Genomic DNA, 12,420 nt, shown 5'->3' with positions numbered 1-12,420 from the left:
GTCAGCCCTGCAATATCGGGGTTCTAGAGTTTCGTTTGTGACGAAAATGCGGCCCGAGGGCAGACAGGGCAAGCCAGGCCGGAGTACCGGCCCTGAGACGCCGACCACCAGTGAGCGGCTGGTGGAACGCACCTGCGCATGGTGCGGTGAACCGGTCGCGTACAGCGGCCGTGGCCGGCCCCCGCGCTACTGCACTGCTGCGCACCGCCGACGCGGCTGGGAGCTGCGCACCGCGCAGGACCGGGCAGAGCGTCCCGTGGACGACGGCGGCCGGAACCAGGCACCGGTGCGGGAGGTCGTCCAGCGCACCATCGTTCTCCAGGAGGCTGCCCAGGCGCCGCCGGCGCCTCGCCCGGCACAGCGGCTGAGCGGCCAGCCCTACACCCTGCCCGAGGACGCCGTGGAGTGGGTGGAAGCACTGGCGGCCCTGCGCCGCAACGTGACCCACCCGCAGATCTACCCCTTCCGTGAACAGGTCGCCCGGGCCTGCGAACGGGCCGCCCTCGCGCTGCGTGCCAGTGCCCCCGAACCGACCCAGCCGGAGCCTGACGGCTCCTGATACAGGGTTGCTTCCCTGGTGGGCCCCACCGTTGCCTGGACGGTTGCGTCAGCCGTTGCACCGAGAGGTGCACCGAAGGTTGCACCCCACCCATCCCAGAAGCACGGATTGCACCAGGTCACACCACGTGGGCAAGCCCGCCTCGTACGCCGACACCTCTTCCTGCGCGACAGCCACAGGAAGAGGGACGCCGTCTCGCAGCCGCCGATCAGGGCCAGCTGTGCCAGGCGACCAGTTGGGCGGGATCCTGCACGGGCCGCCAGACGGGCGCGGAGGGCCCATCACGGAGCAGGTCGCTCAGCGGGGCCGCGAGGACGGGCACGTCGTGCAGGAAGCTGAACGACGGCAGCTCCCTGGCGGCCGCACGCAGGGCACGGATACGCGTCTTGGCACCGGTGGGGCCGGTGCCGTCCAGGACGAACAGCAGCCGAGGGAACAGGGGGTAACGCCGCCGCCAGTCCTCCAGTGCCGGTTCCTGGATGGTCGGTCGGCGCCCCGGGACGGTGGGCACGTAGCTGTGAAGACGGGCGTAGGCGGTCAGTTTGGCGGCGAGGCGTTCGGGGCCCATGGTGGCCCGGTCGACTTCCACGAACGCCCGCAGCATCGCCCCGTCGTCGTCGTCGGGACCACGCCGGTAGTACAGGAGAGCGTCAGGGATGACTGCCTCACCGCTGCCTATCGGATGGTGGACCTCAGGGATCCAGTCCAGTGGCCGGCACAGGTCGCCGTGGCGGCGGGCGTTTTGGAGGAAAGCGAGAGCGGTCTCGGTCACGGTCAGCGCGTGGCCGACCTTCAGCCGTACGGCGGTCGGATCGGACACCGTCCTGGAGGGCCGGTGCCCGCGCATCTCGGGCCACTCACAGGCGAGTTGCACGCCGTACCGGGTGGGGAACCACACCCGGGTCCGTCCGGCCCGCGGCAGGGTGATCCGGTCGACCAGCCCTGCCTCCCGCAGCCGGGCCAGCCGCCGCCTGGTCTGCTCGATGCGCACCCCGGGGGCGATCACCCAGTGCATCTGTTCGGTCGTGGCCATCCGGTACTGGACGAGCACCGCCAGCGCCAGCCGGTCACCCCCGCCCACATCCACGTTCACGTTCGTCATCACGGATTCGCCCGCTTCCTGTCCGGTACAACGCCGTTCTGACGCCGCGCGTACCGGACAGGCCAGCAGCCGGCCCCGACCAGAAACCCGACCACGAAGGCCCGACCACGGTCACGATGCGACAACGCCTCCGTGGACCAGGCCGATATCCCCGCCGACACCCCGGCCGACAACCGTCCGCACCCCCTGGCACGCATGACCGCGAAACTGCAGCTCACCACACCTGCCCGGCCATGGTCGGGAGGCCGACATCCCCTCTACGCCCCCGAGTCCACGCCCCACAGCAGGAAGAAAAAGAGAAGTGGGTGGGTGGGACAGGCCCCGGGCGGCGGGCGAGGGGATCAGGCGCCGCCGGTGTTGCTCGCGCGCGACGGCGAGGCCGCGCGCGACGCGGGGCGGACAAGCCAGCTGTTGGTTGCTCTCATGGGATCCTGCGCGGGCACCTGCGCATGCGTAGCACCTCAGGTCATTCGCCCGTCCCGCCGCCGACTGACCGGTCCGGGGCGTTCCGCTGGGTAGCGGAGCAACCGCCTAAATCGATGTCATGAGATGGCACAGCCTGCCCGGGCACTCTCCCTGCCCGTAAGGATCGAGGTCCTAGCTCTCCACTGATTGAGTAGCGATAGCGAGGTTGTTGCGAGTGCGCAGGGTGTCGGGGTGGTCGGGGCCGAGGACGCGTTCTCGTGCGGCGAGGATGTCGCGGAAGACAGGGAGAGCTGCGGCCGCACCCTCTGTGTGATAGATGGCGCCAGCGAGGTTGTTGCGAGTGCGCAGGGTGTCGGGGTGGTCGGGGCCGAGGACGCGTTCTCGTGCGGCGAGGATGTCGCGGAAGACAGGGAGAGCTGCGGCCGCACCCTCGGTGTTGTCGATGGCAATAGCGAGGTTGTTGCGAGTGCGCAGGGTGTCGGGGTGGTCGGGGCCGAGGACGCGTTGTTGTGCGGTGAGGGTCTCGCGGTAGAGAGGGAGGGCTGCGGCCGCCCCCTCGGTGTGATAGATGGCGCCAGCGAGGTTGCTGCGAGTGCGCAGGGTGTCGGGGTGGTCGGGGCCGAGGACGCGTTGTTGTGCGGTGAGGGTCTCGCGGTAGACGGGGAGGGCTGCGGCCGCCCCCTCGGTGTGATAGATGGCGCCAGCGAGGTTGTTGCGAGTGAGCAGGGTGTCGGGGTGGTCGGGGCCGAGGACGCGTTGTTGTGCGGTGAGGGTCTCGCGGTAGACGGGGAGGGCTGCGGCCGCCCCCTCGGTGTTGTCGATGGCGCCAGCGAGGTTGTTGCGAGTGAGCAGGGTGTCGGGGTGGTCGGGGCCGAGGACGCGTTGTTGTGCGGCGAGGATGTCGCGGTAGAGAGGGAGGGCTGCGGCCGCCCCCTCGGTGTTGTCGATGGCGCCAGCGAGGTTGTTGCGAGTGCGCAGGGTGTCGGGGTGGTCGGGGCCGAGGACGCGTTCTCGTGCGGCGAGGATGTCGCGGTAGAGAGGGAGGGCTGCGGCCGCCCCCTCGGTGTTGTCGATGGCGCCAGCGAGGTGGATGCGAGTGCGCAGGGTGTCGGGGTGGTCGGGGCCGAGGACGCGTTCTCGTGCGGCGAGGATGTCGCGGTAGAGAGGGAGGGCTGCGGCCGCCCCCTCGGTGTTGTCGATGGCAATAGCGAGGTTGCTGCGAGTGCGCAGGGTGTCGGGGTGGTCGGGGCCGAGGACGCGTTGTTGTGCGGCGAGGATGTCGCGGTAGAGAGGGAGGGCTGCGGCCGCCCCCTCTGCGTCATGGAGCGTTAGGGCGAGGTTGGCTCGGATGAGCAGGGTGTCGGGGTGGTCGGGGCCGAGGACGCGTTGTTGTGCGGCGAGGATGTCGCGGAAGACAGGAAGGGCTGCAGCTGGGCCCTCTGTGCTGTGGATGACTGCGGCCAGGACGTTGCGGGCGCGCAGGGTGTCGGGGTGGTCGCAGCCTAAGATGCGCTCACGGCCTACGTGGACGGTAGCCATCAACGACCGTGCTTCGCTGCGGTCGGTGTCATAGAGGACTTTGCCCAGCAGATACCGGGCGGTGAGAGTGTCGGGATGGTTCTCCCCCAGCTGGCGGGTGCAGTCCCTGTTGAGTGCACGAGCTTGACGTAGGGCCTCCTTCAGCGGTTCAACTCGCCAGCTCCAGAAAACTTGGCCGCTGCGCAGCCGCAGAACCTCGGGATGCACAGAGTCGAAGTGCTGCGTCGCAGCGCGAACCAGATCAGCAAGTAGCACGTATGCAGCGCTCGGTTGGCCTGCGCGGCCAGTGGCATCGGCATGAGCGCTGCGGGCCTGCAAAGTGACGGGATGATGGGAGCCGAAGGTATAGCCGACGGGATCAAGGAGCTCTGCAAGCTGGTCGCGTGCTTCCTCATGCTGACCGGTCGCGGCGAGCGCCTGCGCCCGACCGAGCCGGGAAAGGAGAACGAACCGTCCATCGGATGGCGCAGGACTGAGACGAGCAAGCTCGGCATACGCACGCCGACTCTCTTGCCCCAGACCGTTGTGATGCAGCCAAGCTGCCTGACGCAGACGGGCCAGCAGAGTCAGATCATGCACTGGTCCCAGATACTGAACACAATCCTCGTAGAGGGCACTGACCGTCTCCAAAGCACTTCGGATATCGCCGGCTTGCCCCACCCAGTAACTGTGAGCGTGGCGAGCCGCCAGCGTCGCCGGATGCCCTGGACCCAGAGCTGTAGAGGCGCGGGCAACAAGTTCCCCGGTAAGGCTCGACGCCTGCCGGGGGAAGCCCTGCGCGCCAGCGCGTGCGACGACGTCGGCGAGTCCATCAAGGTGAGGGTGGTTAGCCGCCCACGTCGCGAACTCCGCTGATACCTCCGGCGAGAGCACCACGTCTCCCGCGCCGTCCCACCCGCCCATCATCCCTACCCCGACCGGCTGCGCCTGCGGAACCGTACGCGGTGGCGCTGGTCGATGCCCCGATCCCTTCGTGTCCAGCGCGGTCCAGCGCCGCTCCCATTGCTTCAGATCTCGCTGCTGAACGCTGATCTGCCCAGTCCGCCCGTTCCTGTCGGCATACTCCACCAGAGCCGCAATGACCTTTCCCACAGGCGCCCACTCGCCGTTGCCGACACGCCCCGACCCGGGGCGGACATAACTGTTCGCTGTAGCGCGGGCCACTCCAGATCCCTTGTGTACTGTCTCCCACTTGGGCTTGCCAGCGTCCTCGTGCAACGCACGCAGATCTGCGCGGAATGCCGTCCACGAGTCGTCGAAAGCATCTACCTGATGCATGCAGCCCCCTTGCCCGTCGCATGAGCGAGTCAGGCGCATCTCCTACCAGGCCCGCATCCAAATACGAGCACGTCTGAGACATCTCGGATAGCTCAGAGCATCTCGGATATCCCTTGCCAGCAGGGACGTTGACTTCGATGTCCGAGTTCCCGGACGTCCGAACTCGGACGCGACGCACTAATTACATGACCTCGAACGAAGCACCTCAGGACAAGTCCGATCACTCCAACGACGACTCCGAACAGCAGCAGCGCCCCGCCCGCATGAAGCAGCGGATCGCGACGACCGCACGCCGCTGGGGACCCGCCCTCTACACCCTCGCCCGCATTGTCTGGCATCTCGCCACCGACGCCGCTCAGCAGTGACAGAGACCATGGCTGGTTCCTCTCCGAAATAAGCCAATAAACTGCAACAGGTCCCGATTCGGACAGCCACGGCGCCCCGTATACCCCGCGGGGCGCCGCGGCAGCTACCAGCGCATGCCGAGGACGTCGAGTGCTGCTCGCCGGTCCGGGCTGAGCTTGGCGGCCCTTCGGCGGGTGTTGTCGAGCCATGCCCCGAGCTTCACGGCCTCCTGATCGCCCTCCCCACCACCGCCCACGTTGATCATTTCGACGTGCTTGCGGGCGGGCCGCAGGTGGCCTTCGCGGTCCCGGAACTGGCGGGCGGCGGCGAGGTTGGTGTTCCAGCGTTCGTCCTGCGACCGCCGTACCGGCCCGGCCGCCTCGCCCTCCGCGGCGGGTTCGATGCCGAGCGTCTGTGAGTGGGCGTGTTGGTGGCAGCGGTTGTGCGTCAGCCGTGTTCGGTTGTTGATTGCCTGGTCATGCGCTGTGGGCGTGGGCTGGTCTGCTGTCATGAGGTGACCAAGTGGCTGCCGTTTAGTGGCTGGGGCGGGGCGGGTTGGCTGTCGTGGGGGTGGCTGTTCCTACCGGGGTTCTTTGTAGGCCGGTGCTGTCGGCATACCGCGACGGAGATCTGTCCAGACGCTCCGGGACGAAGCCGAGGGCCGCAGGAAGGCGCACAAGCCTGTCTCGCGGATTCGGCTGCTCACCGACGGGTGCGGCTCCGTGTAGTGGGGCCAGATGTGACGTCGGCCTGATCGTCGGCGCTGGTGCCTTTGGAGGAGCTTCCGGCGAGGATCGTCCCTACCGCTTCCGCTTGTGCCGTGCTGCGTTCCTCGTGCCGCTCTGCGGCCGCTTGGCGTTTGGGTGGATCGAGCGATGAAGCTCTGAGGGTGGCCGCAGGGACGACAAGCTGGCCGTCAGCGCAGCATCAAGCGGCCCGGTGTGCCCTTCGTAACAAATGTCGAGGAGCTCGCGGGTCGGTTGGTCGTAGAGGAAGACGACGCCTCTGGGCAGACCGAGCTGGTGCTTCTTGGCCCGGAGGTAGTCGCGGAGCCTTCTGTCGGTCTCGTCGGGGTCGGCTCCAGCCGGGCGGGTGGCCCACACGAACAGCCAGCCCTCTGCCGGGTCGACGCTGGCCGTGAGCGGCACGGTCAGGCTACGGCCCTTGGGGCTCGGATTGTCGAGGAGTTCATCGCCGTGGCGGGCGAACTTGCGCTGCACGTCGGTTGCCCCAGACAGCAGGGTGGCGCCGATGCTCAGCCATCCAGTGACATTGCGGGACTGCAACTCGTCGACCAGCGGCGCGAGCGGCGATGGCACCATTGCCGGCTTGGGCGCCAGTGCTGAACGCGCGCCGTCGCCCCCTTGGGTGTGGAACCACTGGTCCAGCGCATCGGTTCGGCTGGTCAGGAACGCAGGCTTTCGTGTTCGGTAGCGGCGCAGTTCGGCTGTGGCTGGCTCGGGCAGGAAGGGGAACGCCGCACGTACCTGCACCGGGTCGGGTTCCACCCAAAGGCCAGCCTCGAAGAAGTATAGGAACAGATCCATTTCGTCGGGCGCACGGAACATCACAGTGACGTCGGGGTTACGGCGCCGACGCAGGTACAGCAGGAACTCGGCCGGACGCGCCACCAGTTCGGTGATCAGCTCGAGATCGTGCAGGGACACCGTCCATGGAATGTTGCCCGCGGCCAGCAGGCCGGCCCGCACCAGCTCGGCGGTGGCAGTCAGGACCGTCGATATGTCATCGAGACTGACGGCGATGGTGTGGATCTCACGGATTTGGCTGAGGTCGATCCATCCCTCGTTTTTGCTGCGGAGGCCGCCGTCCCGCTCGATGGCGTCGCGCATGCGCCCGGCCTGTTCGGCTGCTTTGGTGATGATGCCGGTCAGGTCGGTACGGATCCGTGCCGTCTTGCCCCCGCGGGATAGCGCGCTCAAGGCGACGGCCTTGTCCTCCACGATGATGGCGACATCGTCGAGGACGATGAGGTGGTCGCCCTCGGCGCGCTTGGTGTACTTCGACGGGTCGGCGGCCTTGGCTTCATCCTCGCTCGCGGGTAGGTAGTACTCCAACCCGTCCCGGAATCGGGCGCCGGGAAGGACACGCTCCAGCGCGGCGTGTGTGCGGGATTCGAGAAGGTCTCCGCGGTGCTTGGCGTACTGGCTCCACACCGGGGCCGTCTTCTTCAGGTGTTCCTCGAGGTTCTCCCGCACAGCGAACACGTTCAACGCCGGGTGTGGCAGCATCAGACGCCCGTCTGCGCCCACGATAAGTGGCCGCGTTCGCAGTGGGTTCCTTCCGCTGGTGAACGCCTCGACGACATCCATCGGACTGTCCGTCCCCAGGTCCAAGCGGAACCGCTCGACAACGGCCCGGACACACTCTTCGGCCAGGCTCGTATGCGCAACGATGTCGTCGATCGTGACAGTGGCCTGCTCGGCAGGTGGCTCGAACATCGACGTGACGCTGAGCATGGCCTGTTCCGTCAGATGTCTGTCCGCCCGGCCTTCCTCCTCCGCCGCCATCGCGTCCAAGACCGCATTGCCCATCGTCTCGATACGGTCGTTCAGCCTGTCCTGCTGCAGGTCGTGGCAGGCGTCGAGGACGGCTACTGCATCCGTGGCGTCGAAGCCCAGTTGCGCCTGCAGGGCTGCGCGGACGCTCTCAACGCCGTCAAGGAGCGCCAGATTGGTTTCCTCTACCATTTCAGGATATGACGGATTGCGCATCCATACTTCGGCACCCCGAATGAACAAGGACACCATGGCGAGTTTGTCGGTCGGGTCAGCACGTGCGAATGAACGCAGCTGCGCAAGGTAGAGGACCTTGCTCAGTCCCTTCTTCGCGCTGGAGACGAAGTGGCTCATCTCCTGAAATCCGGCATCGGACGCGGCCGCCGTCCCTGTCTCCTGCCGGGCGGTCAGAGCAATCAGCGCCAGCAGTTCGACATAGACCGCGCCCGCTTCCGCAGTGACAGGTATCTCGCCCTCGCGGGCCATCGGCAGGAATTGCTGACGAGCCACCTCGATAAGCCGGATCGCGTCAAACCGCGGCACCTCCACGACGAACTCCTCGATCGCCGCGGTGAAGGCCGCGTCAGCCTCAGACGCAGGGTCGTCGCCAGTGAAGGAGGCCATGAGTGTGGTCATGGTGATCAAGGAATCCGCTATGACCTGCGCGTGCGGATCGAGCACCGGCGTCCCCGACACGGAACGGCGATGTCTCTTGTTGCGCGATTCGCGTCGCTTCGTGCGGGAGCCCATGGGGCACTTCACCACGCAATACGGGCGGCCAGCAAAGGGTTTGGCGTTGCACAGCCTCCACTGGCAAAAGCTGCCTGCGCGAGGCCAGGCGAAGTAGGGGCGGTTTGGCTGTCGTGGGGTGGCTGCTCTTAGGGGTAGACCCGAAGGGCACGGTCAGACCATCACGAGGTTTCGGGGGTGGTGGGGGTGGCTTGGGGCTGGTCGGGTCGGCGGTCGCGGAGTGCTTGGAGGATTTTGGTCTGGTGGTGGTCGGTGGGGGGTGTGGTGTCGGGGGAGGTGTTGAGGTGGGGTGTGAGGCGGGTGTAGAGGTCGGCGTGGGTGAACATGGCGTCGAGGCCGGCCCAGGTGTCGTTGTCGATGAGGGGGAAGGGGAACTGTTGGGGTGGGATGAGTGCGGCCAGGAGCGGGAGGAGCTCCCATCCGTGGTCGAGGCGGTCGCGTAGCCAGGTGCGGAGGCTGGTGGGGTCGGTGTGGCGCCACATCCAGATCAGGGTGTCGTCCTGCTCGGTGATGTCAGAGGCGGGCCGTCCGGCGGCTGGTGTGAGGTGTTCGGCCAGGCGGCCGGTGAGGGCGTCGCGGGCCTGGGCCGCCCACGGTTCCGTGGTCGTCACGTGTTCGGAGGCGGTGTCGTCGGGGTTGGTGGCGCTGTGGAGGGTTCGGGTGGCGAGGACTGCTCCGTCGTAGGTGGCGGCCATAGCGGTTACAGCGGCGGGTCGCTGGTCGGGAGGCAGGTCGAGGAGGAGGCCCGGGGTCAGGGAACGCAGCCGTCGATCGGACCCCAGAATGCCCATCACTTCCGGTTCGGCGGTCAGTTGGCCGTAGTTGTCGGCCATGGCCTGGAGCAGCGCGGCCGCGGGTACCGGGATGCCGTCGGCGCGCAGTTGGTCGATGCGTCGGACGATGCGGTGGGTGTCGTCTCTGAGCCGGGCCAGCAACTGTGCGGCCTCATCGCCCTCAGCTCCTGATGCCAGTTGGGCGAGGGCCTGCTGGAAGACGGCTTCTGGGAGGTCGTCGGCGGGGACGGTGAAGACGATATACCGGTCGAAGTAGTCCTGGCTGCCGATCCCGCGTCGGCGGGCCGTGGCACGGGGGTCGCTGCCGTTGCCGACGGCCTGCTGGACTGCGGGGAACAGCAGGGCCAGTAGTGCGAGCATGCCGTCGAGGTTGTCCTGGGCCACGCCGGCCTGGCGCAGGCGTTCCTTCCATCGTTCGGCGTGTTCACCGGGTCTGGAGTCGCGGTGCAGCGCCGGGTCGGTGCTGGTGCCGGTCAGTTCGGCGCGGTGGCGTCCCAGCATCCGGTAGGCGCCGGGCTCGCTGGTCCGCAGGAAGGTGACGATCAGGAAGTCGACGATGTCGACCTCCCCGGCCAGAGAGCCGAGCGTCGCGCCGGCCTGGCCGAAGTAGCGTTTGATGGACCGCGGGGTCCTCAGCCGGTCCTGAAGGTGCCGGAAGTACGCCTCGGAGAAGCGCCGTTCCTGGTCCGGAGTCATGGACACCTGGTGGGAGTCCAGCAGGGAGTTGAGGAGTCGATTGGTCATGGCGGTGATGTCGCGGTCGCGGAAGGCCGGGAGGTCGAGCCGGACCTGGATGAGCTTCTCCAGGAATTCCTGGGCGCGCTGGTCGTTCGAGCCGACCAGGTCGGTCCGTTTCAGGACGTCCAGGAGGGTCTGTTCGTCGAAGCTGATCAGGTAGTACACGTTCGGCAGGTGGCCGACCAGGCGGATGAGCTTGAAGACGACCAGCAGTTCCTCGGGGGTGAGCCGGTCCAGATCGTCCATGATCATCAGGACCGGCAAGGCTGCCTGTCGCAGGGCCGCTTCGGCGGTGTGCTTGGCGGCCGAGGCGCTGGTGTCTCCGGCTATCCGGTCGGCTACGTGGTTGATCAGCTCTGAGGAGTCCAGGCCGAGCAATCCCGTGAGCTTGCCCAGTGGACTGATCGACTGGCCAAACGCCCCGATTTTCCCGCGTAGCTCGGACCACTGGTTCCCGCTGGGGAGGGCGGCGCGGATCTCGCTGAACAGGGCCAGCGTCAGGGATTCGAGGTCCGAGTACATCCACGGGTTCAGTTCAGCGACCGACCACCGGGTGGTGTTGGTGGCGCCGACCGTGTTCTTGAGATGCTGGATCGTCATCTGCAGGACGGATGACTTGCCAGAGCCCCAGGGGCCGATGAGTGCGAGGACTCCGGACTCGCTCTGCTCGCGCACCTGGTGGAGAAGTTCGACGGCATGCCGGGCGTACTGCTGGCGCCCCAGCAGGTCAGGAGCGTCGGCGCTCCCGTCGACGGGGTCATCGTTGAAGAAGCGTTCACCGGGCATCGGCCCATCCTGCCCGACAGCGCAGCTGCTTCGGCCTGGGATCGGTGACGACGTGCAGACCGGCTGCTGTCATGGGGTGACCGGGTGGCTGTCACGGTGTGGTTAGCAGGTCGTGGTCCCGGCTGCGTTGGGTTTGCCTGTTTCTGTGCGGGTGGGCGGCCGGGGCGGTGGGGTTGGCCTTGTGACGGTTTCGGGGACCCCGGTGGGGGAGGCGGTGTCGGGTCCGGCTGGTTCGGCGGAGGCTGGGCGGGTGGAGCGGGTGGTGGTGGTGCGGCGGCTGCTGGCGGTGGACCGGGGTGAGGGTGGTCTGTCGGCGTTGCATGTGCGGATCGCGGCCGGTTTGGCGGGGGTGACGGAGCGGACGGTGTGGCGGTGGCTGGCTGAGGGTCGCGAGGGGCGGGTGGAGGCGCGGCCGCGGCAGGGCGGGTTCACGGTGGGCGACGCCTTGTGGGAGGTGCTCACCCAGTCCGGCGGGAACGTCGCCGAGTTGCGCCGCAGGATGCTCCGGGCGCAGGACGAGGGCGTGCTGGAGCGCTGGGGTGTCGAGGTGGTGCCGTCGTTGGCGACGCTGCACCGTGCGGTCAAGGACGAGTTGCGGGCGGGCCGGGTGCTTCAGGTCGCCCGCGTGGCGTCGGGCCGGGTGGAGCCGAGCCGGTACGACCGGGCACTGGCCGAACTCGGTTTCATAGATGGTGCGAACGGTCCGCCGGTGGTGGACGGCCCGGATACCGAGCTGTCCGGTACGGATGGTGAGGAACGGTCCGGCGTGGTGAAGGGTGCTGCGCGTGTCCGGGTGTCGGGTGGGGTGCGTCTGTACGCGCCGGGGGCGCGGCTGGTGTCCACGCGGCAGGTGGCCGCCGTGGTGGAGGCGGTGGGGCACACGGTCGCCGCGCGGGGGATCGGCTGCGTGTACGGGGACACGGGGCTGGGGAAGACGGTCGCGGTCGAGCAGGCTCTGCATCTGCTGCCCGGCCGGGTGCCGGTGTGGCGGGCGGTGGTGGGGGTCGGGCCCGGGCTGCCGCAGGTGCGGGCTGCGTTGTGCGAGGCGCTGGGGCTGCCGTCGGGGTCTTTGACCCACCGAGCCGGACCGGCCGACCAGGCGCTGGCGGAGGCGCTGGCCGAGCCGGGTGTGCTGTTCCTCGACGACGCGCAGCGTCTGTCGCCGCCGGTGCTGGACTACCTGCGGCAGCTGTGGGATTCGCCGGACTGTGCGGCTGCCCTGGTGCTGTGCGGGGCCGGCAGCGAGCGGGCGCTGGCCCGGGCAGCGGCGATGCGCTCGAGGGTCCTGACCTGGCACCAGGTCAGCCGCCTCGACACGAAGGACGTGCCGCGGACGCTGGGTCTGTTCCACCCGGTGTGGGAGGACGCTGATCCGGCCGATCTGGTGCGGGCGGATGAGCAGACCGCCCGCGGCAACTTCCGTACCTGGGCGAAGATCACCTCGCATGTCTGCGCCGCCCGGGGCCGCGACCTCGGCGCGGGTGTGGATCGGGACGCGATCGACCAGGCCTGCGCCCGGCTCGGCCCCTACCCATGACGGCCCCTCTCACATGCCCGGAGCACACAGGTTCCGACGGCAGAGAACCT

General features: G+C 68.1%; 9 protein-coding genes. 4 read left to right on the top strand and 5 right to left on the bottom strand.

Annotated elements, in window-relative coordinates:
• Window positions 1-37: 37 nt before the first annotated feature.
• Window positions 38-559, top strand: coding sequence for a hypothetical protein (locus O1Q96_RS00865; protein ID WP_269246361.1), 522 nt, complete (start codon window positions 38-40; stop codon window positions 557-559).
• 208 nt (window positions 560-767) lie between these two features.
• On the opposite strand, the gene O1Q96_RS00860 is transcribed toward O1Q96_RS00865, so the two are convergent.
• On the bottom strand, window positions 768-1,661 hold the full coding sequence (locus O1Q96_RS00860; protein ID WP_269246360.1) for a replication-relaxation family protein: 894 nt from the start codon (window positions 1,659-1,661) through the stop codon (window positions 768-770).
• A gap of 597 nt (window positions 1,662-2,258) precedes the next feature.
• Window positions 2,259-3,626: a tetratricopeptide repeat protein gene (locus O1Q96_RS00855; protein ID WP_269246359.1), complete on the bottom strand. Its 1,368-nt coding sequence runs from the start codon at window positions 3,624-3,626 to the stop codon at window positions 2,259-2,261.
• 327 nt (window positions 3,627-3,953) lie between these two features.
• On the opposite strand from O1Q96_RS00855, the gene O1Q96_RS00850 reads away from it, so the two are divergent.
• Together O1Q96_RS00850 and O1Q96_RS00845 are read left to right on the top strand one after the other, a co-directional pair.
• Window positions 3,954-4,481 carry a hypothetical protein gene (locus tag O1Q96_RS00850; RefSeq protein WP_269246358.1) on the top strand — a complete coding sequence of 176 codons (528 nt, stop codon included), beginning with the start codon at window positions 3,954-3,956 and terminating at the stop codon, window positions 4,479-4,481.
• A 608-nt stretch (window positions 4,482-5,089) separates the two neighbouring features.
• A complete protein-coding gene (locus O1Q96_RS00845; protein ID WP_269246357.1) occupies window positions 5,090-5,269 on the top strand; it encodes a hypothetical protein in 180 nt (59 codons plus the stop codon).
• A gap of 104 nt (window positions 5,270-5,373) precedes the next feature.
• On the opposite strand, the gene O1Q96_RS00840 is transcribed toward O1Q96_RS00845, so the two are convergent.
• From O1Q96_RS00840 to O1Q96_RS00830, 3 genes are all read right to left on the bottom strand, one after another.
• Entirely contained in the window at window positions 5,374-5,760 is a 387-nt protein-coding gene (locus tag O1Q96_RS00840; protein ID WP_269246356.1) for a helicase associated domain-containing protein, read from the bottom strand.
• 289 nt (window positions 5,761-6,049) lie between these two features.
• Entirely contained in the window at window positions 6,050-8,515 is a 2,466-nt protein-coding gene (locus O1Q96_RS00835) for a preprotein translocase subunit SecA (RefSeq protein WP_269246349.1), read from the bottom strand.
• Between the two features lie 161 nt (window positions 8,516-8,676).
• Window positions 8,677-10,833, bottom strand: a complete 2,157-nt coding sequence (locus tag O1Q96_RS00830) for a P-loop NTPase fold protein (RefSeq protein ID WP_269246350.1) — start codon at window positions 10,831-10,833, stop codon at window positions 8,677-8,679.
• A 250-nt stretch (window positions 10,834-11,083) separates the two neighbouring features.
• Between O1Q96_RS00830 and O1Q96_RS00825 the strand changes: the two genes are divergently transcribed.
• A complete protein-coding gene (locus tag O1Q96_RS00825; RefSeq protein WP_269246351.1) occupies window positions 11,084-12,370 on the top strand; it encodes an ATP-binding protein in 1,287 nt (428 codons plus the stop codon).
• The last annotated feature ends 50 nt before the right edge of the window (window positions 12,371-12,420 follow it).

It is taken from the genome of Streptomyces aurantiacus, from assembly GCF_027107535.1.
Taxonomy (GTDB): Bacteria; Actinomycetota; Actinomycetes; order Streptomycetales; family Streptomycetaceae; genus Streptomyces.
The sequence above is the reverse complement of the archived record's forward strand: the minus strand, read 5'-3'. Positions and strand labels throughout refer to the sequence as shown.

Excerpts from the sequence above, each read along its gene's own strand:
- O1Q96_RS00835 (WP_269246349.1), bottom strand. The coding sequence starts at position 8,515 with ATGGGCTCCCGCACGAAGCGACGCGAATCGCGCAACAAGAGACATCGC.
- O1Q96_RS00840 (WP_269246356.1), bottom strand. The coding sequence starts at position 5,760 with ATGACAGCAGACCAGCCCACGCCCACAGCGCATGACCAGGCAATCAAC.
- O1Q96_RS00860 (WP_269246360.1), bottom strand. The coding sequence starts at position 1,661 with ATGACGAACGTGAACGTGGATGTGGGCGGGGGTGACCGGCTGGCGCTG.
- O1Q96_RS00845 (WP_269246357.1), top strand. The coding sequence starts at position 5,090 with ATGACCTCGAACGAAGCACCTCAGGACAAGTCCGATCACTCCAACGAC.
- O1Q96_RS00830 (WP_269246350.1), bottom strand. The coding sequence starts at position 10,833 with ATGCCCGGTGAACGCTTCTTCAACGATGACCCCGTCGACGGGAGCGCC.
- O1Q96_RS00850 (WP_269246358.1), top strand. The coding sequence starts at position 3,954 with ATGATGGGAGCCGAAGGTATAGCCGACGGGATCAAGGAGCTCTGCAAG.
- O1Q96_RS00855 (WP_269246359.1), bottom strand. The coding sequence starts at position 3,626 with ATGGCTACCGTCCACGTAGGCCGTGAGCGCATCTTAGGCTGCGACCAC.